The 22,949-nt window shown below is 36.9% G+C and carries 17 protein-coding genes, 10 tRNA genes, 1 rRNA gene and 1 pseudogene; 9 read left to right on the top strand and 20 right to left on the bottom strand.

Annotation, left to right across the window (positions count from 1 at the left end; translation table 11 throughout):
• From LDX58_RS21905 to LDX58_RS21835, 15 genes are all read right to left on the bottom strand, one after another.
• Positions 1–200, bottom strand: a 16S ribosomal RNA gene (locus tag LDX58_RS21905); the annotation flags it as partial.
• A gap of 293 nt (positions 201–493) precedes the next feature.
• Positions 494–578, bottom strand: a tRNA-Leu gene (locus LDX58_RS21900).
• A 14-nt stretch (positions 579–592) separates the two neighbouring features.
• A tRNA-Lys gene (locus LDX58_RS21895) sits at positions 593–668 on the bottom strand.
• Between the two features lie 12 nt (positions 669–680).
• Positions 681–745 (bottom strand) — tRNA-Lys (locus tag LDX58_RS21890).
• Positions 746–753: 8 nt separating this feature from the next.
• Positions 754–829, bottom strand: a tRNA-Phe gene (locus LDX58_RS21885).
• Between the two features lie 97 nt (positions 830–926).
• A tRNA-Met gene (locus LDX58_RS21880) sits at positions 927–999 on the bottom strand.
• Positions 1,000–1,222: 223 nt separating this feature from the next.
• Positions 1,223–1,299, bottom strand: a tRNA-Ile gene (locus LDX58_RS21875).
• Between the two features lie 9 nt (positions 1,300–1,308).
• Positions 1,309–1,382: transfer RNA gene (locus LDX58_RS21870), tRNA-Gly, on the bottom strand.
• A 15-nt stretch (positions 1,383–1,397) separates the two neighbouring features.
• A tRNA-Pro gene (locus LDX58_RS21865) sits at positions 1,398–1,474 on the bottom strand.
• A 35-nt stretch (positions 1,475–1,509) separates the two neighbouring features.
• Positions 1,510–1,586: transfer RNA gene (locus LDX58_RS21860), tRNA-Arg, on the bottom strand.
• A 595-nt stretch (positions 1,587–2,181) separates the two neighbouring features.
• A complete protein-coding gene (locus LDX58_RS21855; RefSeq protein WP_227939396.1) occupies positions 2,182–2,703 on the bottom strand; it encodes a CBO0543 family protein in 522 nt (173 codons plus the stop codon).
• Between the two features lie 340 nt (positions 2,704–3,043).
• Entirely contained in the window at positions 3,044–3,322 is a 279-nt protein-coding gene (locus LDX58_RS21850) for a hypothetical protein (protein WP_227939394.1), read from the bottom strand.
• Positions 3,323–3,510: 188 nt separating this feature from the next.
• Positions 3,511–5,649 (bottom strand): assimilatory nitrate reductase catalytic subunit NasC, encoded by a 2,139-nt coding sequence (nasC, locus tag LDX58_RS21845; protein ID WP_227939392.1) that lies wholly within the window; start codon positions 5,647–5,649, stop codon positions 3,511–3,513.
• A gap of 62 nt (positions 5,650–5,711) precedes the next feature.
• The gene (gene nirB, locus LDX58_RS21840) at positions 5,712–8,069 is read right to left on the bottom strand and encodes a nitrite reductase large subunit NirB (RefSeq protein ID WP_227939389.1); all 2,358 of its coding nucleotides are present in this window, start codon (positions 8,067–8,069) and stop codon (positions 5,712–5,714) included.
• 268 nt (positions 8,070–8,337) lie between these two features.
• On the bottom strand, positions 8,338–9,195 hold the full coding sequence (locus tag LDX58_RS21835; RefSeq protein ID WP_227939388.1) for an alpha/beta fold hydrolase: 858 nt from the start codon (positions 9,193–9,195) through the stop codon (positions 8,338–8,340).
• Positions 9,196–9,370: 175 nt separating this feature from the next.
• Between LDX58_RS21835 and LDX58_RS21830 the strand changes: the two genes are divergently transcribed.
• Entirely contained in the window at positions 9,371–10,756 is a 1,386-nt protein-coding gene (locus tag LDX58_RS21830) for a tetratricopeptide repeat protein (protein ID WP_227939386.1), read from the top strand.
• 258 nt (positions 10,757–11,014) lie between these two features.
• Here LDX58_RS21830 and LDX58_RS21825 read toward each other — a convergent pair.
• Positions 11,015–11,264, bottom strand: a pseudogene (locus tag LDX58_RS21825) (IS110 family transposase); the annotation flags it as partial.
• 443 nt (positions 11,265–11,707) lie between these two features.
• Between LDX58_RS21825 and LDX58_RS21820 the strand changes: the two are divergent.
• The 5 genes from LDX58_RS21820 to LDX58_RS21800 all read left to right on the top strand — a co-directional run bounded on the left by LDX58_RS21820 (position 11,708) and on the right by LDX58_RS21800 (position 17,653).
• Positions 11,708–14,143 (top strand): transglycosylase domain-containing protein, encoded by a 2,436-nt coding sequence (locus LDX58_RS21820; protein ID WP_227939385.1) that lies wholly within the window; start codon positions 11,708–11,710, stop codon positions 14,141–14,143.
• Positions 14,144–14,627: 484 nt separating this feature from the next.
• Positions 14,628–14,774: a lmo0937 family membrane protein gene (locus LDX58_RS21815; protein WP_227939383.1), complete on the top strand. Its 147-nt coding sequence runs from the start codon at positions 14,628–14,630 to the stop codon at positions 14,772–14,774.
• 98 nt (positions 14,775–14,872) lie between these two features.
• The gene (cls, locus tag LDX58_RS21810) at positions 14,873–16,378 is read left to right on the top strand and encodes a cardiolipin synthase (protein ID WP_227939381.1); all 1,506 of its coding nucleotides are present in this window, start codon (positions 14,873–14,875) and stop codon (positions 16,376–16,378) included.
• Between the two features lie 268 nt (positions 16,379–16,646).
• Positions 16,647–16,868, top strand: coding sequence for a hypothetical protein (locus LDX58_RS21805; protein WP_227939379.1), 222 nt, complete (start codon positions 16,647–16,649; stop codon positions 16,866–16,868).
• A 155-nt stretch (positions 16,869–17,023) separates the two neighbouring features.
• On the top strand, positions 17,024–17,653 hold the full coding sequence (locus LDX58_RS21800; RefSeq protein WP_227939377.1) for a hypothetical protein: 630 nt from the start codon (positions 17,024–17,026) through the stop codon (positions 17,651–17,653).
• A gap of 257 nt (positions 17,654–17,910) precedes the next feature.
• Here the strand turns inward: LDX58_RS21800 and LDX58_RS21795 are convergent, their stop codons facing one another.
• On the bottom strand, positions 17,911–18,102 hold the full coding sequence (locus LDX58_RS21795) for a hypothetical protein (RefSeq protein ID WP_227939376.1): 192 nt from the start codon (positions 18,100–18,102) through the stop codon (positions 17,911–17,913).
• A 447-nt stretch (positions 18,103–18,549) separates the two neighbouring features.
• Here LDX58_RS21795 and LDX58_RS21790 point away from each other — a divergent pair, with 447 nt between their 5' ends.
• The gene (locus tag LDX58_RS21790) at positions 18,550–19,104 is read left to right on the top strand and encodes a general stress protein (RefSeq protein WP_227939374.1); all 555 of its coding nucleotides are present in this window, start codon (positions 18,550–18,552) and stop codon (positions 19,102–19,104) included.
• Positions 19,105–19,245: 141 nt separating this feature from the next.
• On the opposite strand, the gene LDX58_RS21785 is transcribed toward LDX58_RS21790, so the two are convergent.
• Positions 19,246–19,317: transfer RNA gene (locus LDX58_RS21785), tRNA-Gln, on the bottom strand.
• A gap of 273 nt (positions 19,318–19,590) precedes the next feature.
• On the opposite strand from LDX58_RS21785, the gene LDX58_RS21780 reads away from it, so the two are divergent.
• Positions 19,591–19,758 carry a hypothetical protein gene (locus LDX58_RS21780; protein WP_227939370.1) on the top strand — a complete coding sequence of 56 codons (168 nt, stop codon included), beginning with the start codon at positions 19,591–19,593 and terminating at the stop codon, positions 19,756–19,758.
• A gap of 381 nt (positions 19,759–20,139) precedes the next feature.
• Complete coding sequence (locus LDX58_RS21775) at positions 20,140–20,550, top strand: VWA-like domain-containing protein (RefSeq protein ID WP_227939369.1); 411 nt, start codon at positions 20,140–20,142, stop codon at positions 20,548–20,550.
• A gap of 362 nt (positions 20,551–20,912) precedes the next feature.
• On the opposite strand, the gene LDX58_RS21770 is transcribed toward LDX58_RS21775, so the two are convergent.
• Both LDX58_RS21770 and LDX58_RS21765 read right to left on the bottom strand, forming a co-directional pair.
• The gene (locus LDX58_RS21770; RefSeq protein ID WP_227939368.1) at positions 20,913–21,782 is read right to left on the bottom strand and encodes a protein-glutamine gamma-glutamyltransferase; all 870 of its coding nucleotides are present in this window, start codon (positions 21,780–21,782) and stop codon (positions 20,913–20,915) included.
• Between the two features lie 517 nt (positions 21,783–22,299).
• On the bottom strand, positions 22,300–22,938 hold the full coding sequence (locus tag LDX58_RS21765) for an NAD(P)-dependent oxidoreductase (protein ID WP_227939367.1): 639 nt from the start codon (positions 22,936–22,938) through the stop codon (positions 22,300–22,302).
• Positions 22,939–22,949 lie beyond the last annotated feature (11 nt).

Below are 22,949 nucleotides of genomic sequence, written 5' to 3'. Positions count from 1 at the left end.
AAAACCATGAGATTTTAGAAATTATCCGGTATTAGCACCGATTTCTCGATGTTATCCCGATCTACAGGGCAGGTTGCCCACGTGTTACTCACCCGTCCGCCGCTAACCTCTAGGAGCAAGCTCCTATTAGTTCGCTCGACTTGCATGTATTAGGCACGCCGCCAGCGTTCGTCCTGAGCCAGGATCAAACTCTCCATAAAAGTGCTTGATTTGTGCTCAAACTGTATCGCTAACGATACGTTGTGATTTTACTAAATCACTTAAAATTGACGAGAAAATCATGTTTTCTCTTTTCGCTTGGCTTTTGTTCAGTTTTCAAAGAACTACTTTGCGCCACTCATTAGCGACATTCACTATCATACCACAACCAATTCTTCTACGCAAGAAGTTTTTTAGGTTTCTATTTGTTGTGGAACAACCAGTCATTAACTGCGACAAATAATACTATAACACAATAAACAATTCCACGCAAGCACTTCTAGAAAAAAACTATTGGTGCGGGTGAAAGGAGTCGAACCCCCACGTCATAAGACACTATATCCTAAGTCTAGCGCGTCTGCCAATTCCGCCACATCCGCATAATTAATGTAAATGGTGAGCCATGAAGGATTCGAACCTTCGACCCTCTGATTAAAAGTCAGATGCTCTACCAGCTGAGCTAATGGCTCTAAATACGATGATGGCCAGAGAACGAATCCCCAACCTACTGATTAAAAGTCAGTTACTCTACCAATTGAGCTAGACCGACATAAATGGTGGCTCAGGACGGAATCGAACCGCCGACACATGGATTTTCAGTCCATTGCTCTACCGACTGAGCTACTGAGCCAGAGAAAAATTAAAATGGTGGTCTGGACAGGACTAGCACGCGAACTCCTGCATGACAGACAGGCATTCTAACCAACTGAACTACCGGACCTTGGTAATTGCGGGGGCGGATTTGAACCACCGACCTTCGGGTTATGAGCCCGACGAGCTACCAGACTGCTCCACCCCGCGTCGTTTTATAGTATTTTGGATGATGTTTTTCAATGAAGAAAGACATCTTCCTCTTCTCTTATTTAATAGAAGTCAATGCGTCGATGTTACTCGAAGCGCATTCAACGATGTTGCTCGTTGCTCCATCCCGCGTTATTACAATTATGGTGGAGGATGACGGGATCGAACCGCCGACCCCCTGCTTGTAAGGCAGGTGCTCTCCCAGCTGAGCTACTGTGGAATATGGTGGGCCTAAGTGGACTCGAACCACCGACCTCACGCTTATCAGGCGTGCGCTCTAACCAGCTGAGCTATAGGCCCAAAAGGAATTGGAGCGGGTGATGAGAATCGAACTCACATCATCAGCTTGGAAGGCTGAGGTTTTACCACTAAACTACACCCGCATATATAAAAATTGATGGTCGGGAAGACAGGATTTGAACCTGCGACCCCCTGGTCCCAAACCAGGTGCTCTACCAAGCTGAGCCACTTCCCGTTAACGAAACTACTTATCTAATCAAATTAAGACAATGGCGCGCCCTGAGAGATTCGAACTCCCGACCTTTTGATTCGTAGTCAAACACTCTATCCAGCTGAGCTAAGGGCGCATTAATTGGTGCCGAGGGGCGGACTTGAACCGGCACGACCTATGGAGGCGATACCCGGATTTGAACCAGGATAAAGGTAACATTTTACTCAGGTTTACTACTTTACCATAGTCTTAAATTATCAACAAGTATTTTTTAAATTAATCTATTAGACGAACAAGAACATCTATCAAAATTAGAAACAAAATAGATGCTTTGAAGGATATAAGATTATTTAATCACATGCTAAAAAGTTGAAAATCATTGGTATACCAAATGATTAATCGAGCAGGAGGCTTAGCCGCTAACCACCTCACACTGCTTGATTTACTCTGTATCACCTTTGACAGAAAGGGTTTTGTCTTGTTTAGCAGACATCCAATGGTACCTTACCTTATATGGAGTTGTATTCCTCAGACCAGAAGTTTGCCGCCCGCTTCCTTCAGACCCTGAGCCACCGCAGACACCCTTGCGTTAAGATACTGTTACTTCTGCCTTCACAGTTCGGGACTTTTACCCTATAGATTGCACCCCATGCAAGGCGCACTACAAAAACGCTCGGAGTGTTTTTACTATTATTTATATGTTCAGCAAAGTGTTATATAGTATCTAAACGTCACTTAAAGTAAAGAGGTAAGTCAAAATTCAACAGAATGAGTAAAATAATAAGAAAGCTAATCCCCCAAGCCAAGAGAGGTTTTCTATAATGGATTGGAAATAGAAGAAACATCATCATAACAAATAGTACTGAGTACCCATATTCCCAACCATTGTGATGAGTAAATAAACCAAAATGAAGGTTGATAAACTCAGCAGTGATGTAAATAAGAACCCATAATACGTAATGAAAGACTCTTTTTCTCCATTTATCTGTTTTGAAGAAATATTTCAAATAAATCAAAATCGTCGCAGGATAGCTAACTAGCATATACATTAGTGAAATAGATGTATGGTTAGTAAGAAGACTCGGATGTAGATTTTCACGAAATATCCATAATGAATGATCATAAGCTAAAAAATTATGTAGTAGATCACCTAAAATAAGAAAGAGTATCGTCGGGTAATAATTTTGCCAGTTTCTCCAGTCCCCCCAACGCCAGGCTGCTAAAAAATATAAAATATTATAGATAATATGCATAAGGTATCATATCCTTCACAATTAATCTGAACAAGACACTGAAACGCCGAAGAGACTTTACTTTATTTAAATAACTTTACTAGCATTTTTCTTTTTTACGATTAATTCATCAACGATCCACTTAATAAAGACTGCCTTTAGAATATATATAGGGAAAGAATATATGTATCGCCAATTTTCTAGTTTATAAATACCTAACCAAACAGTTATTGGCTCACAGATAAATGTAAAAATTAATGCCATTATTGTATTTGCAATGATAAAACTTTTCCACTTTTTAAAACATTGATATAAAAACATATGAGCAACAATTATTATTCCTTGATCGATAGGAATGAGTCTAGGCATTATACGGATATGACCAAAGGTGCATTTCAACACCTATATCATCCATCATCATTACAAGCAGCATTAATAATGACCCAAATAATAGAATGTTATTGATCCTTTTTTTATCAACAAATTTCCACCAAATAAACCAAGGTAAAACAAGTGTAATTACAAGTAACCACCATTGAAAAGGAAACAAATTATCGTGAAACCAATGTTCAAATTTCATATCAGATAACTGTTGATGGACATTTTGTATATCACTATACGTAGGATGATTTTCTTTCATAAGTATGTTATCCTTTTTATCTTATTTTTTAAACGGTTTAGATGTAGTGTGCATAACAAAATAATTTTTAATACTTGAATTAAGGAATAAACGACTCCTAATTGTGTGAAAATCTTCTGTTACTTTGATAACTAATAGCTTAATGACAGGTAAAAGCCAACCTTTATCAAGGTTGGCTTTTACTATTTCTAATCAGCAACTGGACTAATTTTAACTGCACTGACTTTAAAGCCTGGCATCCTACAGGTTGGATCTAATTTCTTAGAAACGAGTCGGTTGACATTTTGCGTGTCCCCCCAGTGAAAAGGAACAAACACCGTGTCTTTTCGAATTGTTTGAGACCACTTGCTTCGAACGACAATGCTGCCTCTTTTTGACTCGACTTTAACAAGCGTATGATCCTTAATCTGATATTTCTCTGCTGTTGACGGATGAATTTCCATATAAGACTCGAAATCCCTTGCTGCAAGTGTGGAGCTCTTTCTTGTTTGTACACCCGTTAGATAGTGAGACATCACTCGACCTGTCGTTAAATATAACGGAAAATCATGAGTCGGTTTTTCTTTAGGTACTTCTGGTGTATTCGTCACAACCACCATCGCTGCCTTTCCATCCGCATGAGCAAATTCAGTCTCAAACAACCGTTTCGTTCCTAAGTGCTCCTCATCAGGACAAGGCCATAAAATACCCTTTTCTTTTCTCAACCGCTCATACGTAATCCCAGAATAGTCGGCAACCCCTCCCCGGGTAGCCACTCGCAACTCATTAAAAATTTCCTCTGGAGAAGAAAACGAAAAGTACTTTCCTTTCCCTAGCACTTCGGCAAGCTCACAAATAATTTGCCAGTCATGCTTAGCTTCACCACGAACGGGGAAACTCGCTTCTCGTAATGTAACACGCCCTTCTACATTCGTCATTGTTCCAGGTGTCTCAAGATAAGAGGTTGTTGGTAAAATTAAATCAGCCATTCTAGCAGTCTCTGAAACAAACATATCTACAGCCACAAAGAAATCTAGTTTTTCAATCGCTTGTTTAACAAACTCAGCACTTGGATTGGAGACAACTGGATTGGAACACATTAAGAATAACCCCTTAATCTCTCCTTCATCCATTTTTTCAATCATTTCAAAAGCAGAGACTCCTTTTCTCGGGAGATCCACTTCTTTAATACCCCAAACACTCGCGATATAGTTTCGATGTTCCGCATTCTCGATCGAACGGTACCCAGGTAATTGGTCCGCCTTTTGTCCATGCTCCCTTGCCCCCTGGCCGTTTCCTTGACCGGTAACAGCTCCAAACCCTGAGTATTTCTTTCCTATTTTTCCAGTAGCTAAAAGAATATTCAAGAAATTACGAACAGAAGTCGATCCATCTGTTTGTTGCTCCACTCCTCTTGCCGTAAAAATCATTCCAGATTCTTCTTTTCCAAACACAGTTGCCGCTTTGATAATATGCTCAACTGGAACTCCTGTTAGCTCGGCAATGTCATGTAAATCTAGCGTCGAGATATAGTTTCTCACTTCATCAAACCCATTTACGCGCTTTTCGATAAAAGTCTCGTCTATTAAGTTTTCCTCTATGATCACTTTTAATAACCCATTTGCTAACGCAGCATCCATGCCGGGTTTCACTTTCAAGTGTAAATCAGCCATTTTAGTTGTTGGCGTTTCGCGCGGGTCAATTGCAATGATAAACGAACCATTTTCTTTCGCTCGTTCAAAATAAGGCATAATGGTCGGTTGACATTCTGCAATATTCGTTCCTGCTAATACAAGGCATCTTGAGTGAGGAATTTCTTGAATCGTATTGGTAAATCCACGATCCATCCCAAATGTCTGGGCGGCTGCTGAGGCAGCTGCTGACATACATAAGCGCCCATTATAATCGATGTATTTTGTTTCTAATGCAACTCGAGCAAATTTCCCAAGTAGATACGCTTCTTCATTTGTAATCGTTGCACTGCCATATACAGATAAGGCATGTTTCCCATGCTTCGTTTGGATGTCTGTGAATTTCACCTTAATAATCTCGTATGCTTCTTCCCATGAGATTTGTTTAAATTCACCATCTACTTTTAACAAAGGATGCTTGATTCGTTCGTTATGAACCGCATGCTGATGGGCATGTAGCCCCTTTATACATAAACGCCCTTCTGAAGTAGGGTTATCTTTCCCAACGGTTAAATATTTTTTTCTCGTCACGGTAGATTGTTCAATGAGCTGCATCTTGCACTGCATGCTACAAAAGGGACACTGCGTATCATAGATTTTCTCCGTTTGAGCTTCTTGCTGCTTCGTTCGGAAATATCTTAATAACATTTCTGTCATGAGAACCATCCTTTACTTGCTTATTTGATCAAAATTTTAATAAGACTGTTATATATTTTTTACTAGACATGGTTAGCTAAGACTTTTTTATATTGATCCGTATCGAGTTTTAGACGATGAATTAATTGCTGTCTTAATTCAGAATCGAATAAAACTTCCCTAATATGCAGTAAATTCACGCGATCAATCCACTCCCATGATCGTTCCGAATATTTAGCTGTCTCACGGTAATATTGAATAAAACCGATGATCATTTCGAAGACTTCTTGTTCCGATTCCGCCACACAAAGCAACTTTGCAGGACGTACATTTCGCCCACTACTTCCACCGACGTAAATTTCCCATCCACGATCAAACTGAATCACACCAATATCCTTTGTCGTAGAACCTGCGCCGTTATGCATACAGGCCGATACACCCATTTTAACTCGGTAAGGAGTGGTTAAATAATCGGTTGTTTTCTCTAGATCCATCGCTAACTTTAGGGCTTGGTGCTTTTCACATGTACAGACCGTTTCCCCAATACATGTTTTAATATTTTGAACGGTGTTTCCATAAGTATTGCTTAGTGGAAGGTCAAGGTCTCTCCAAATCGATTCCAAATCTCTTTTTTGAATGCCCATTAATGTCACTCTTTGTTCACTCGTAATAGCAACCTGAGGAAGTTGGTAGCGTTCCACAACATCTGCGACCTTCCTGAGTTCATTCGCATTCGTTAAACCACCATACATTTGCGGAGTGATCGAGTAGGTCCCATCACTTTGAATCGTTGCATTCATTCTTTCGTTAATAAATAAAGATTCTTGTTTCACTTCATATTCTGGGTAGATCATTCCTAGATAATATTGCAGGGCAGGCTTACAAGTAGAACAACCACTCTCTTTCTGCCAATCTAGTTCCGTCATCACTTCCTGAACAGATCTCAGATTTCTGATTTGCATCTCAGCCACAATTTCTTCATCAGTTAACGTTGTACACGAACACAAGGTTTCTTTTTCAATGACCTCATCAAAATCCTCACTTTGAATATAAGCTAATAAATCGGTTACTAAAGGCTTACACCCACCACAGGCACTTGAAGCCTTTGTACATTTTTTTACTTCCTCTACTGTTGTAAGTCCTTGCATTTGGCAAGATTCGATAATCGTTCCTTTCGTCACCCCATTGCAGTTACAAATCAAGTCTGTTTGTTCCATCGATGCAACTTGAGAGGCATTCGGATCCGACGGTTGCAAAATCAGTGTTTTTTCTTCGTCTGTTATGACCTTTTGCTTACTAATGATATCTAGTAATCTGTTACCAGATTTTGTGTCTCCAAATAAAACAGACCCTAGCACTTTTTCATCTTTTAATACAATCTTTTTATAAATTCCAGCTAACTCGTCATAATGAGTAATCGTTTTAGTCGTTTCATCCCCTAAAAAATTGCCTACAGAAAATACGTCAACACCCGATATTTTTAATTGAGTTGAAAGAGTCGATCCGCTATATCCTGAAGACTCGATCTCACAAATGTGTTTAGCTAACACTTTTCCCTGTTCATAAAGCGGTTTAACAAGACCATAAACCATGCCACGATGCTCCACGCATTCACCGACTGCATAAACATCAGGTACACTCGTTTGTAGAAAATCATCAACGAGAATAGCACGATTTGTTTCAATTCCACTGTCCTTAGCCATTTGAACATTCGGCCTGACACCAACAGCCATAATCACAGCGTCTGCTTCTACGACCGTACCATCTTTAAAGCGTAGACCCTCTACCTGCGTTCCCCCGATGATCTCATCCGTTGCTTTTTCTAATAAAAATTTCATTCCCTGTTTTTCAAGTTCAAGTTGAAGCATTTTTGATGCTGTTGGGTCCAACTGCCTTTCCATCAAATGTTCAGCAATATGAACAACATCAACTTCCATTCCAAGATTCAGCAAACCCCTTGCTGCTTCTAACCCTAATAAACCTCCGCCAATAACAACGGCTTTTTTATGATTTTGCGATATTTCAATAATCTTCTGACAATCTTCTATCGTTCGAAAGTTTATGACACCTTTTTTATCCGCTCCAGGGATAGGAAGAACAAACGGTAACGATCCTGTTGCGAAAATTAATTTATCATAAGAAACATTTCTATCTTGATCTGTGATAATCACTTTCTTTTGTGTATCTACTTTCAAGACCGTCTCGCCCGTATACAACTGAATGTTATTTTCTTTATACCACGATCTATCATTTATTGTGATATCTTCCACCTTTGTTGCACCTTGTAAAACAGTTGACAATAAAATTCGATTATAATTATAATGCCGCTCACTTCCAAACACGATGATCTCAAAAGCGTTAGGCTGATTCTTTAAGATTTCTTCAATGCAATTGATCCCTGCCATACCGTTTCCAATTAAGACTAGTTTTTGCTTTTCCATTTTAGAAACCCTCCAGATCATTATTTAAAAACCTATTTATATGACTGTGAATCCCAACACAGTTTTAAAAGCTATATATTATTTACCGCTTTCCAATTGATACATCAGTTTCATTCTATCGAACATTAGAAGAAAAAATCTTCATCTATGTCAGATCTAATGACATGGAAATGTTTTGGTTTAATAAATTCCAGTCAAAAAAGGCTCACCGCTTTGACTCCCGGTTAGCCGACCACTAGTTAATAAAATAGATGCCTAAAAGCCTTAATTAGACTTGAAGATAATTACTAATTAACAGATTGATAATTTGAGGTTGTTCAAGATGGACCCAGTGAGACGCATCTACCATTACCAATCTTATATCTCTACACATTTTAGAACTTTCTTTCGCTAAATCAATAGATAGAAAAAAATCCCGTTTGCCCCAAATAATTAAAACAGGTACGCTAATGTTAGAATTATTTACTTGATGAAGGCTACCTTTCCGCATCGCTCTATACCAATTCAACATCGAAGATAAAGCACGCGGTTGAGACCACGCAACTTTATAGTTAGTTAACTCTTCTTTTTCAAAAGTCCCCCTGTTACTCGTTAGTTGTAAAACCTTCTTAAACCATTCAAATTGGTTTGCACTAAAAATACGTTCCGGTATGATAGGAAGTTGAAAAAAAAGCAAATATAAACTTTTCATCCACTGCAATGGCAGATAATTGATCCACTTCATCATAACAGCCGGATGTGGGCTATTCATAACAATTAGTTTTTCTACATACTGAGGTTGACTTGAAGCAAGATGCCATGAAACGAGCGATCCCCAGTCATGCCCAATAAGAACCGCTTTCTCCCGCTGAAAGTGTTTGATCAACCCAATAACATCATCTCTTAATAGATCAAGTTGATAATTTTCTATTCCACTTGGTTTTTGACTTAAATTATAGCCTCGCTGATCAGGAATGACTACACGGTAACCTGCTTTTACTAATGGATCAATTTGATGCCTCCACCCATACCAAAATTCCGGAAAACCATGTAATAAGATAACAAGAGGACCAGACTTCGAACCGATTACTGCTGTATGTAAAGTAACGCCATTTGTTTTAATAAAAGTAAATTCAAATTTGCTCATTTTATTTCCTCCTACACGTATGTTTAACTTAAGAGGTTTTATCCATACAGGATAGGATACGATCAGATTCTTTAGTCGCTAGCGCTGGTAACAATGAGAATGCTACCCTAAGGCGATTTCTTGATACTGCATCTGATAATGAACTATGGTATAGTTAAAAAAAGGAGGTCTTTCTATGAATCCGACCGAATGGACATTAAGTACGAACAAAGGGATTGTTACCATACAAGGACAAAAGCTTACTCTTTTTCAACAATGTAAAATAATTGAGTGTCGCGGTTCTGACAATCATCAATATTTACTTTTCTTTTATAAAGATGATTTCTTAACTGTACAGCCTTTAGTTGAGTTTGATCAGGCTTCGTTTCTAGGACAGGTAGAAAAAAAGGGTTGTCACTTAGCTACACCGAATCCTCTTTTTTCTAAATTACTTCCTTCTTCGTCAATTTTGAAAATAACTCCTCTTAATCAACTACTATCTAAAATCGATAAAAACTATTCTCCTGAAGAAACAGCTCTTATTTTCTCCTATTTTGATTCCTACATCCCTGCCGAAAAACTTGAAGAACTACTTAAAAATTTCTTTTTCACTTATCGCCGTAATGGAAAATTGTTAGCCGCTTATCGTCTTGCAATGGTTTTACTATCTAGGGGATATAAGCAAGATTGGATTGTCTCTACAACCAAACATCCAGACTATGCTAATATGTCCAGTTATTATCAAAAACCTCTTTCTAATCTTCTTGCAAATGACCCAATCTATGTAGAACAACAATATTTTCTTGACTTAAATACTAATTACAACCTGTTAATGACACTATATTCAAAACAAAATCGTTCGATTGACTCCATTATCATCCATACAAGTAATTGGCTCAAACAGCAGGACGCTTCAAGCTATCTTGACCTCATTCAATTTGTATCAACTTATTTTTCTGAAGATGAAGTTTTATTATTTCTACATACCTTACTTCCTTACGCCTCTCCTAAGTCGGGTCTTCATCAAGATGTATATAAACGTCTTGTCGAAAAAAACGAGTACGAAACAGCGGTCAACTTACTTTTTGCCTTCTCATTTCCACTCTCAGATGCAGAAACTGATCAATTCCCGGTTATCTTTGAGCAAGTACCTTTTTCTTCTTTAGATCTTTCTCTAGAAATGATTTCCGACCGAATGTTTCCCTTACTAAAAAAACAACCACTTATGCTAGAAAAGATTCTTCATACAGCTCTCCCAGAATTCCTAAAGCATCATAGTTTAACCGATATCCATCTATGGCTACAACCGGTGCAGACACAAAAAGAGCTTCCTACCATAAAAAAGATTAGCGATATGATCAGCCTAATGAATGATCCTGACCGCCAGTTAGACCTTGGCTTTCATTATTATGACTTGAAGCAATACGATAAAGCAATTGACTGTTTTAATTGGGAAATGGAATTAAATCCGACCCAAATAGAACCTATTCAGTGGCTCGCTAAATCATATCGCAAACTAGGAAAACTAGAGGAAGTGAAAACGTACCATTCACTTATATCACAGATGCAGCGGTCCTCGTAGTAATCGAGGACTAATAAAACAGTTGCATAGGAACTATTTGTTTGCCAAGGTTTATTCTTAATGAAGAGGGATATTTTAATAACTTGTTCCGTTTAGAGGTGCAAACAATAAAATTAATAGTACATTAAAGGATGAAATCAATGATTTCATCCTTTTCATATTCATTGTTATATCAACATTTCATCTTAGCAACTTAATCAACAACTCAATTAGCAATCTCCTAAAATGACAGACCGTTCTAAAGAACATTATTGCTCATCTCATTGAACGAATCTTACAAAACTCATTTATCTTATTAGTGAGTGTCTCTTCACTTGCGTTTACTATATCCTCAGAAGACGGAAACTCTAATAAAGTTAAGAGTGATACCACCGAATATAAATAACTAAAACCCCTCTATATTCAGGAAACACCCGATCAACAATCCCCATAAATTGTAACCTAATTAAATACGCGTTCCTGTGATATTTTCATGTTGTCTTGTAAGATTGCGAAGGTTTAAGAGCTGTTTTTCATTGCTTGGAGCATCATATCAACTGATTAACACCCACTCCGTCATCTGTAAAAGCAAAGGCACCTGCATCTTATGTGCTGCGAAATCCGTTAATCTTTTGCAAACTGTCTTGTTGTAATCGAAGCATATGTACGTACACGCACATGTCCTGCAGTCTTAATTCTGTCTTGCATCCACTCCATATGAGGGGCGCTCTGATTGTTTTCTAGTTGTAACTAAATTACGAACAACTAACATAAATTACAACACTTTATTGACTTATTTCGGATAAGTCTTAAATAAGAAAGCCCCATGTTACACCGTTATATTGATGGGCTCTTGATAATAAAAAATAAAAAATCGATATAATCTAATTACTAGTTCTCCCCTTGTTTTGATTCTATAAAATAGGGAATGTAATACCATAATTTATTTTTAGACTTTTTGGGAGGCAAACTATGGAGAAAGAACTTGCAACAACAAAGAAAGGTAAAACGAAAAGTTTTCTCTTGAGAGTATTTATCGTATTTTTACTACTTTTCCTTGTAACTGGGTTAGCCAGTAGCATGCAATTACATAGTTTCGTTCAAAGTGCACCTAAGATTGATGATGATGCCTTTACTTATTCGAACTCATCAATACTATATGATCAAAATGATGAACCAATCGCTACTTTAAATAACGGAGAAGACCGTCAATCTACTAAGATTGAACATATTCCGCAACATGTACAAGATGCATTCATCGCAATTGAAGATGTTCGCTTTTATGAGCATTCCGGTCTCGATCTAAAAAGGATTGGTGGAGCAGTTATATCTAATATAACTAATGGGTTTGGTTCTGCAGGGGGGAGTACGATTACTCAACAAGTAGTTAAAAACTCCCTTTTAACTTCGGAGAAATCAATTAAGAGAAAAGTTCAAGAAGCCTATCTTGCTCTTGAATTGGAGAAAGAATATACCAAGGATGAAATTCTTGAACTTTATTTAAATAAAATTTATTTTGGTAATGGTGCTTACGGAATTGTAATTGCAGCTGATACGTATTTCGGGAAAAATCTAGATGATTTAACAATTGAAGAAGCAGCTTTATTAGCTGGGCTTCCCCAACGCCCTTCAGACTATGATCCCTATCAAAACCCTGAACTGGTAGAAGAGCGTCGTAATACAGTGCTATTTGTTATGAACGATCATGGTTTTATAACAGATAAAGAATATAAAGAGGCAAAAAGTGTTTCAGTAGCAGATATGGTACAAGAAAAAAGAAGCAATTCTGAGATTTCAGATGCTTTTATAGACCAAGTTTATAAAGAACTTGAGAGCATTGAAGAGGTAGATACTTCAATGCTTTACAATAACGGTCTTAAAATTTATACGACCTATGATAAAGATGCGCAAGAACATGTGGAAAAAGTGTTAAATTCAGATGAATTTGTCTCTTACCCAGATGAGCGTTTTCAAGCGGGATTGACACTTATTGATAACCGAACAGGTGAAATTAAAGCAATAGGAGGAGGTCGTAATCAAGAAGCCGGAAAGAGTCGATCCAACTATGCAACAAATATCCAACGTTCACCAGGATCAACGATTAAGCCTATACTAAGTTATGGTCCTGCCATTGAACATTTAAAATGGTCAACCTATCAACAAATTAAAGATGAAGAAATGACCTATACAGGGTCTGATCAAGTGATACATAATTATGATGGTTATTATCATGGAATTGTATCAATGCGTGAAGCATTAAAACAGTCGTGGAATATTCCAGCTGTAAAAACATTTAAAGAAGTAGGAAGAAAACGTGCCGGTGAGTTTGCATCTAATGTAGGATTATCCATTGAAAGGCCTCTTTATGAGTCATATGCGCTCGGGTCCTTTAAAGAAGGAATTTCTCCGTTAGAGCTTGCAGGTGCTTACGCAGCGTTTGGAAATGAAGGATTGTATAATGAACCTCATGTTATTAGAAAAGTCGTATTTTCTGATGGGAAAGAGATTGATATGCAACCTGAATCCGTTGTGGCAATGAGTGATTATACATCATATATGGTAACCGATATGCTACAAACCGTTGTAGAAGAAGGAACTGGCCGTCTTGCTAATATTGAAGGTGTGGCAGTAGCAGGAAAAACAGGAACGACAAACTTTAATGAAGAAACAAAACAAAAGTATAATATCTCAGAAGGTGTCCCAGATGTTTGGTTTGCTGGTTACACATCAAATTATACTGTTGCTGTATGGACAGGGTACCCACAAATAACTGATGAGAACTATATAAAAACAAAAGAGGACAAGCAAATTGCTCGACATATATTCAGAGAAGTGATGGCTAAAATGGTAGATGAGAATACTCCTGATTTCAAAAAGCCAGATTCTGTCAAAGAAATCACCATTGATACAAAAACAGGTAAAAGAGCAACGAAACTTTCTAAAGATATCGTAACGGAATTATTTGTTTCTGGAACATCGATTAAAAATGCCTATAGCCTTGTTGAAGCAGAACTGGAGAAGAAGCAATCCAAATCTAAATATGAAGAACAGAAATCAAATTTAAATAGCAGTAAACTAAGAGAAGAAGATAGCTCTACTGAACAGGAAGCAGTAGAGCAGGAAAAATCAGAACCGGAGCAGACAGAAAGCGATGAAGAGATAGAAGAATCAGATCCAGAGCAGACAAAAGGCAATGAAGAGGTAGATGAATCAGATCCAGAGCAGATAGAAGGCAATGAAGAGGTAGATGAATCAGATCCAGAGCAGACAGAAGGCAATGAAGAGGTAGAAGAAGAAGGCAAAAAAGAGGAAGAAAGAACAGATCTAGAACAAGAAGATACAAATACAAATAGTACAAAGGAAGAAGACGTCACGAACCAAGAAGAACCTGCTCCTGATGAAGAATAAAAAGTATTACACGCTTTTTATTGGAAGATGTGTCTCTGTTCTGAACTGCCCCCTGTCCAGTCGACAGGGGAAATAATAAAAATGATCTAAGCGGCTTTGACCCTATATTCTATAGGGCTGAGACCGTTTATTCATTTTTTTAGTGCAAGTAGGCATAAGTAGCTGTAGCGGACGACGAATTTTCAATTCAGTTATGGGGCGTTCATGCAACAAACGGTCCAGGATTGTCGGAGAACACTAAACTGCTTCAGTTAGATTCATGCTGCTGTTTAATTAATTTCCCTGAAAAAAACGCAGTAAGTCGGTCGCCTTCATCAGAGATATGTGGTTGATGCATCTTTCTCTTTGTTTTTGCGGCTCACATAAGTGTAACCTACCTTATTTTTGTTTATTTTCCTAGTCCAATCGAGTTTCAATAAAGTTTATCCTCAACATTTATGGGTAAATACCTATTAATACGTTAATTAAGTAAGGAGGAATTCAGATGCTTTGGACAATTATTTTAGTCATACTAGCGATTTGGTTAATAGGGGCAGTAGCAGGGTTCTTAGGAAATATTATTCATATCTTACTAGCAGTCGCTTTAATTTTAATTATTGTACGACTTGTTCAAGGAAAGAAAGTCGTTTAGAGAATTAATCGATAGAAAGAAAGCCATTAAAAGCACCAATCCTTTATATGGTGCTTTTTCCTCAACTTGAATCTCACAAAATGAATAGGGGAATTCAGATGAAACGTACCCGGCAATTTATCTTATTTATAGTACTAGTTATTACGTTCTACTTTTTTGCAATTTCAAGCGTTTCAAGCAGTGTGAAAGTCATTTCTTTTTTAGTTTATCTAGTGACCCTTTTTTCTATTTCTTATGTACTGATGTTGGAAAACCGTTCATCCTATAGAACACTTCTTTGGATTTATGTACTCTTCTTCTTTCCTATTGTCGGCTATATTTTCTTTATTTTCTCAGGACAGTTAGAAGTGAGAGGACATCTTTTTCGCAGCAAACGCGAGCATGCAACTGAGATGATGAAAAAAAAGCTTTCATTTAAGTCTTCTTCACATTGGAATGACCTTACTGAAACTCAACAAAGCTTATCACGACTAATTGAGAAGTTTAGTAATAATCAAATCAGCTTTCATACATCTTCAAACATTTTAAAGAATGGCAATGAAACCTTTCATAGTATAAAAGATGCCATTGGAAAGGCTGAGAATTACATTCACTTAGAGTATTACACATTTAGATCGGACCAAACTGGTCAAGAAATCATAGACTTGTTGTGTGAAAAAGCAAAGGATGGAGTTGAAATTCGACTTATTTTCGATGCAATGGGAAGTATTTCATTATCTATGAAAGCAAAATACCAAATGAAGAAAGCTGGGATTGAAGTTCGCAGTTTCCTACCAGTTAAAAACGGATTCTATAATCAGAAACTAAATTTCAGAAATCATCGAAAAATTATCATAGTCGATGGAGAAGTTGGGTTTGTTGGTGGATTAAATGTCGGTGACGAATACCTTGGACGCAGTCCTCAATTTGAATTTTGGCGAGACACTCATCTTATTATCAAAGGAGAAGTCATTAAAACACTTCAAGATATATTTGTAGTGGACTGGGCTTTCGTTTCCGGTGAAACACTACTAGATCAGAAATATTTTGATACAAGTTTTGTTGAAGGCAATCTAGGCGGCATTCAAATTCTTCCAAGTGGGCCAGACTCACCTATTGATGGAATAATGGGCGATTTATATTACGAACTATTGACATCGTCAAAAAAGTCAATCCTAATTGCAACTCCATATTTTATACCTAATAAAGCAATTCGAACTGCCTTATCAATGGCAGGATCAAAGGGGATAGATATAAAAATATTAGTACCTGAAAAAAGTGATGGTTTTTTAACTAAATATGCAACCAGTTCATATTTTTCTGAAATGCTCGATTATGATATTGAGGTATATATGTATAAAAAGGGCTTTCTACATGAAAAAGTAATTATTATTGACGAACAGTTTGCATCTGTGGGAACAGCAAATTTCGATTTAAGAAGCCTTCATTTGAATTTCGAGGTAAATGCATTTCTTTTTGAAACTGAAAGTGTAACAGATCTGGTGGATCATTATAAAGAAGACTTACTGGATAGTAGCAGGTTAGACAGCTCCTATTATAAGGAACGTGGGCTTGCCTTAAGAACAAAGGAATCTTTTGCCCGTCTTTTTTCTCCTATTTTATGAATGAAAGCCAATAGGCGATTGTGATAACCAAACAGTTAAATACACAAGGTAATATGTTTAAATCCAGGGGTATTTATATATATTTGTTTTGTTAATCTAAACTTAGGTTTAAGAAAGCAAAATAAAAGGGTAGTAACTAGATAAGTGCTATAAAAGCAAGGTAGCAATTAAATACTTTGACCATTTTCATGTTAATAGGAGCATATAATTATACGATTTATTATCAGCTTCTTTACCACAAACAATATGAAAGGATGAATGAAAACCAATGTATAAATTATTATTTACTTTAAAAAAGAGAAAAGGCATTCAAGCTCACGTGTTCGACAAAGAAGAAGACATCGTACATCTGTTGTATCTCCACCCACGTTCTTTAAAACCAAAGGAAGATATTCCACCTTGTTTGACAAAATATTTAACAAATATGAAAAAAGGAATAAAAGAGGGGAAATATATGCAGAAACTAGATGAAGTGGTAAAAGTTTTATAAGACGTGAAAATTTTTACTAATGATTGTGTCTTCATTAAAGGTTTTACCATATTATCTATTAGAAGAACCTTCTTACCTTCACATACTATAAATTTTATAAATGCATTTAATATATTTTTGGTGTTACATATTTAGATGTATAAAAGGGTGTTTCAATGAAAATATTTACTATCTCTATTTTAATAGGGCTACTACTATTATCAGGATGTGGACAAGAAGATACTGAAAAAAGCGGTGATCCAAAAACAACCCAAGAACAAGAAGATAATTACCAAACTGGAGATACTCTTGTCCCACCAGTGGAAAGTATAGAACATGAAAAGAATGATTCAAATAAAGAAAAATCCAACCGAAATAATGACCAATTAGACGAAGCTTCTAATAGTTTCGATAAAGAAAGAGCAAAAGTTGTGTTAACCGAGTACGAAAAAGCTTTTCAAAAAGTTGTCAACTCTACTAACGATAAACTTAAGCAAAGAGAATATACTACAAAACAAGAACTACGAGAGCATTTTCAGCATTTGATGTCGGGAGATTTAGCGACATCGATGGTTGATACATACTTCAGAGAAAAAGATGATGGGTTGTATGTAGTAGCTACGGAGCCACCAACCTTTCTAAAAGAGGATCAACCATTTACCCTTACTAAAAGTAGCGATGAATCCGCAACCGTTACGCAGGAACGTAACAATGAGTTTATCGGACATGTCAAAGTTGACTTTACTCTAACAAAAAAAGAAGACTTTTGGATCATCAAAGATATAAAGCATAATTACGTAGATTAAATCTAAAACCAGTAATAAGAAAGGTAGTTCTCTGTCAAATGTGGTGGTGGAAATCCCCTCCACCATCTCTCTTAATTATCCTAATTACATGACACGTTTAGAATCTCTTGTTGCCACTCTTACTTCTTAATCGCTCAAAATTCTTGATCCCGTAAGAAATCACGTTTTAAGACTTTCATTGTGTTGTTGACCCCTTCTATTAGCCGTTATTAAATTGTAGAATCTCTGTTTCATTTTTGAAATGTTTTCGTCACTCGCTAGGCTTCGATGCCAGATACTTTCATTGCTTGTAAACTGGCTTCTAATCCCTGTTTAGCTGTTGTACCGTCACTTTCCTTAAACCACTCGTCTACCTTGTTCTTCAATGCATACGCGTCTTGTAGCCGGGGATGTACCTGTTCTTTTTGCTGGTTACATTGCACCTCACGACGAACTTCATCTAATACCATTGAATGTCATTCCTGCTAATCGATTGCTGTAGCAAAATGAACTAATGGCTACATAGGTCAAATCCATATTTTGTAAGGTATTTGTGTATCGTTAATAACGCCCCACCATCTGTAGCTTCTCATAAAACGTACGGTTACAATAGGTCCATAAATACCTCATTTTTTCCAAGGCAATCTCTACAGGTTTGTTAAATAATCCTTTGATGACGATATCCATGCACATGCTTCATTCTCTTTTTACAGTAGGGGCATGATTGTTTTCTGAGCTTTATATATAGCTTACCAATAATCTCCCTGATTTTCTTCACGGGTATCCCACACGTCCATATGCTTGTTTTTAATTAGATCAACACTAACCAAACAAATATTTAAAGGATATCTTATGTTTACCTTCATGCTTTACTGGGAATCTGGTCAGTGTAATCAAAATTTAGAGGAGGGTAATATATGAGAAAAACAATTATCGGTGGAGTATTCAGAAACCCTGAAGAAGCAGTTCAAGCAATTGAAGGTCTTCATGATATGGGCTATAAAAAGGAAGACATCTCGGTTTTCGCAAAAGATAGTGATGATGTAAAAGGTATTGAAAATGAAACAAGAAGTGAAGTTACTGAAAAAGATAGTGGACGTGGTAAGAATGCAGGAAAAGGTTTAGGTATCGGTGCTGGAACAGGGGGCGTTCTCGGCGGTATTACAGGAATCATTGCTGAAATCGGGCTATTAGCTATCCCTGGAATTGGTGTTCTTGCAGCCGCTGGACCGCTAGCGACTACTTTAAGTGGTGCAGCTATTGGTGCTGGCGGTGGTGGACTCATCGGAGTTCTTACAGGTGCAGGAATACCAAAAGAACACGCAAAAGAGTATGAAGACTATCTAAACAAAGGTCACATTGTTGTACTAGTGGAAGCTGATGGAGAACGTGAAGATAAATTATATGGTCATTTCTCTAATAGCAACTCATTAAATACTCATACGTATCCTGAACGTGTACGGATAAAATAATAGGTAAAATGCAAATCCGAATAGACTAAAATTAACCCTAGTAGAATTTTTCTACTAGGGATTTAATTTTAGGTGCCTGATTAGACTACTCCCTTGCCAACGCCCTGATCCTATACAATTAGTGTTGCTTTCATAATATAGCTGGGCTAGCAGGATTCGAACCTACGCATGACGGAGTCAAAGTCCGTTGCCTTACCGCTTGGCTATAGCCCAATGACATTCTTATAATGTCTTTTTTACAAACCAATTATTCATTTAAAATTCTTTTATTTAGAAGCTGATCTTTATAGTCAGCTTCGCTATAGTATTGTTGTTGAGCTTGTTGCACTTGCTAAGTAGCTTGAAGTGTTTGATATTAAAAAAACCTCAAAATTTTTGTGATTAACCGTGTGTGCATAGTAAGTAAGGTTTCTCCGCTATGGATGAGTGTTGGTTAATAAAATAAACCTAGTTATCACATACTTAGAAATAGTGGAGGTGAATGAATTGGGAGATTGGAACAGACAAGCTAGTCGAAATAATAATATTCAACCGGATTTATCTTTTAAAAAAGAAGAGCTAGCTGATAAAAAGGTTCAATTGAATGTGCAAGAGCAAATTGGGATGGAAGGCATTGGCCAGGAAGAAAAAGATGTACCACAAGGTAATCAATAACGTAATAAATCTTTTTGCAGTAGAAATTAGAAATTTTTAGAGACTGGAATATATTCTAGTCTCTTTTTTAGTTTTAAATACACTGTATTACTGGGTGACCTTATTTCCTAGTTACAGTGCGTTAAGCTTTTAGCACCTCACAGCGGAATAAGTTACCAGTCGAGATCCAATTGATGCATTTTATTCATTGAAGACCACTACAGACTAAAGAAATAAGAAATCTGAAAACAATTTCAATGAAATCCGTTCAGCTTTTCGCTTACTAGTAACATTTTTAACTCCCTTATACCCTACTAGATCTAAAATCTATTTTTAGTAAAAAACAGTTATAACATATCTGAATCAAGGGATAATAATGTCGTTAACAAAGGGAGGAATAAGATGAACTGGCAAAGAGAGCTTCTTAAAATTATGCAGAAAAATAAAGATAAAAAAGTAGCATTAGCAATTGATACTTCAAATGACCAAACCAATCAGTCGTTGATTGATAATATTAGAAAATTTATCAAAGAAATGAATCCTGAAACGACCTTAATACAGGCCGATTTTAAGATTCGAGACATATCCAATGTGAAAGAGGATAAGGCACTGACCTATTACAAACATGGGAAATCCTCTTATACAGACGTATTAGAGTGGGCAAACGAGGAGAACATTGATACTTTATTATATGTGACTGATTTGACTGGTTACATTTATGAGGAATTGACTCTGAATTCATTTATTTACTGGCTCGTTCCAGATCACTTCAAGCCTAAAGCTCCTTTTGGTAAGGTATTAAATATTACTTAGCCAGACAATGAACATGGCTATGTTTACACCATCTTGAAAAGCCCTCAGACTTTTTTGTAGCTACTGAAAAACGTCGATTTCCACCTTTTTTCAGTAGCCTTTAATAAATGAGCCGAGCCATTAGTATGAGAAGTGTCGCGCATTTTCAAGCCCACAGACCTTAGTCGGTTTCTCAATTTAGCAGGCGCGCTAACTGAACGGAGCCAAATCCACCAAGCAACTTAGGGCAAATTGTTACAGCTTTCTTCAACTAATTTACTGACAATACTATAAACTACGGGTACTGTCGTATCTTACCTTTAACCCTGTAAAACAGGAACGCACTAACCTAATCATTACACCTCTTCAGTAACCTATTCTACTCATAGGAATGGATTTAGATAGGTCATCTGATTATACAACTTATTTAAATAGAATAGATATCGATCACAGGGAATCGAACTTTCGTTATGGTGTATTACGGCATGTTGAATTTTATAAGCTATATAGCCTCGTGGCAGCATCGAAAATTTCGCCAAATCTTTAAAAGATGGCCTTGTTACTAAATTTGTCTGATAGGCTGATTGATTACTCCCAAGATTTCTACTATCGTTCAGAGCGTGAATTATTTGTTCAGCCGTCCCTATTCCTAATCCATGTGCAAAATACGTACCATCTTCGAGAACAACGGCATTTTCTCCTCTCCACCAAGGGGTTTCCAGATGAAAGTCCGGGTTATTAAAATAGACAACATCTCCAGGTAAAAGATGGTCGGTATTCATTGAGTTTATTCTAAGATCAGGATCATAGTGCCAGCTGTATAAATAAATGTGTTGAAATAATTGATTAAAAACATGGTCGCCAATATTATTTAGCACCGCATGATAATAGATAATGATCATTGCCGTTGCACATTCAAACGCATATTGTGAACTGTTCCTGTAAATGTCTTGAATCGCGTCAGATGGTTTCACACTAGGTCGTAACAAAAACCCACCGGTATTCACCAAATCCCAGTAGTAATGGTTACAACGGGACTTTTCAAAGGTTTCAAACTGTACATTACTTTTTTTCATGGCTCTTGCACTTACCATGATCTGTTTTCGTAATGCAATTTCAAACGATAATTCGACTATGGATTGATACGAATAAACGATTGGATCTTCACTCATCCGTTGAAAGATTATTTTTTCAACACTCCCAGACGGCCACATGTCACTTTGTTCAAAGGGCATCTCTGATAGTTGAATCATCCTATACCTCTTTTCAATTTAGAGTAACTACCCATTATTACTAATTATACGAACATCGTAATAATCGATAACTCTCAAAATAACATCTCCGGATCTTTTTTCAGGCGAATTAGTAGGACGTTTTAAGAGCATTCTTCCTTGTAGAAAAAGATCAATTCCTAAGTTATAAAGTTCTTAATGATAAAAAGAATAGTGCTAAAACATTTTTATTGGAGTTGATTCAAGGCGAATACCCTTACGTCTTGTGCTTAGTAAGAGAATATGTTCTTATTTGAACAACATTCCAAAGTTTCATTAATAGACAATTAAAGAATGAAGATGTTCCAAAAACAAGTGATGAAGTAACTGAAGGAAATTCGGAGATCAATCTTTTTTCAAAATGCAATTTTATTTGTAGAAATCCAGATACCTATACCCAAGGATACTGTATATAACTGATCGTTAGTTTAACATAAGAAATGCTCTTACTATTTAGAAAATATAAGGAGCTGTAATAAAAATTACAGCTCCTTATATTTTAGTTAGCTTCACCAACAACAGTAAATCTTTCATTAATATGCTGAGGGTTTTCTATTTCATCGAGTACAGCGATTGCATAGTCAGCATAGCTGATATAGCTGTCGCCTTTTGAATTAACAAGCAGATGATCTTTTCCTGCTTGATAAGATCCTGTTCTCTTTCCTTCGGGGTCAAATACAGCTGACGGACTGATGAATGTCCAAGTTAGATCGGTTGTTTCCTGTAATTCGTTCAGGTTTCGTGCTTGACCTTTTGCTGTTGGTTTAATAAAATCAGGAAAATCAGGTGTATCGATAACCTTAACCGTTTTATTTTCATCTACATAAAGGCTTCCAGCGCCTCCGACAATGATTGCTTTTGTATTTGTACCTTTAAGCGCCTCGATGAGTGCATGACCAGCATCGACATGAGCTTGTTCTTCACCAAGAGGCGCACCAAAGGCATTGACAACTACGGCAAATGGCTTGACATCCTCTGTTGTTAGGTCAAATATATTTTTTTCAATGATTTCAACACTTTTGTCTGCTAGTTTTGAAGCATCTCGTACAATGGCTGTTACTTGATGCCCGCGACGGACGGCTTCTTTCAAAATAAAACTACCTGCTTTTCCACTTGCTCCAATAACTGCAATGTTCATAATTTATAATC

Origin of the sequence: Alkalihalobacillus deserti, assembly GCF_020734105.1 — a bacterium.
Taxonomy (GTDB): Bacteria; Bacillota; Bacilli; order Bacillales; family Bacillaceae_D; genus Halalkalibacter; species Halalkalibacter deserti.
The sequence above is the reverse complement of the archived record's forward strand: the minus strand, read 5'-3'. Positions and strand labels throughout refer to the sequence as shown.

Bases quoted from the DNA above. Each gene is read 5' to 3' on its own strand.
- LDX58_RS21855 (WP_227939396.1), bottom strand. From the start codon at position 2,703: ATGCATATTATCTATAATATTTTATATTTTTTAGCAGCCTGGCGTTGG.
- LDX58_RS21850 (WP_227939394.1), bottom strand. From the start codon at position 3,322: ATGAAAGAAAATCATCCTACGTATAGTGATATACAAAATGTCCATCAA.
- nasC (WP_227939392.1), bottom strand. From the start codon at position 5,649: ATGACAGAAATGTTATTAAGATATTTCCGAACGAAGCAGCAAGAAGCT.
- nirB (WP_227939389.1), bottom strand. From the start codon at position 8,069: ATGGAAAAGCAAAAACTAGTCTTAATTGGAAACGGTATGGCAGGGATC.
- LDX58_RS21835 (WP_227939388.1), bottom strand. From the start codon at position 9,195: ATGAGCAAATTTGAATTTACTTTTATTAAAACAAATGGCGTTACTTTA.
- LDX58_RS21830 (WP_227939386.1), top strand. From the start codon at position 9,371: ATGAATCCGACCGAATGGACATTAAGTACGAACAAAGGGATTGTTACC.
- LDX58_RS21820 (WP_227939385.1), top strand. From the start codon at position 11,708: ATGGAGAAAGAACTTGCAACAACAAAGAAAGGTAAAACGAAAAGTTTT.
- LDX58_RS21815 (WP_227939383.1), top strand. From the start codon at position 14,628: ATGCTTTGGACAATTATTTTAGTCATACTAGCGATTTGGTTAATAGGG.
- cls (WP_227939381.1), top strand. From the start codon at position 14,873: ATGAAACGTACCCGGCAATTTATCTTATTTATAGTACTAGTTATTACG.
- LDX58_RS21805 (WP_227939379.1), top strand. From the start codon at position 16,647: ATGTATAAATTATTATTTACTTTAAAAAAGAGAAAAGGCATTCAAGCT.
- LDX58_RS21800 (WP_227939377.1), top strand. From the start codon at position 17,024: ATGAAAATATTTACTATCTCTATTTTAATAGGGCTACTACTATTATCA.
- LDX58_RS21795 (WP_227939376.1), bottom strand. From the start codon at position 18,102: ATGGTATTAGATGAAGTTCGTCGTGAGGTGCAATGTAACCAGCAAAAA.
- LDX58_RS21790 (WP_227939374.1), top strand. From the start codon at position 18,550: ATGAGAAAAACAATTATCGGTGGAGTATTCAGAAACCCTGAAGAAGCA.
- LDX58_RS21775 (WP_227939369.1), top strand. From the start codon at position 20,140: ATGAACTGGCAAAGAGAGCTTCTTAAAATTATGCAGAAAAATAAAGAT.
- LDX58_RS21770 (WP_227939368.1), bottom strand. From the start codon at position 21,782: ATGATTCAACTATCAGAGATGCCCTTTGAACAAAGTGACATGTGGCCG.
- LDX58_RS21765 (WP_227939367.1), bottom strand. From the start codon at position 22,938: ATGAACATTGCAGTTATTGGAGCAAGTGGAAAAGCAGGTAGTTTTATT.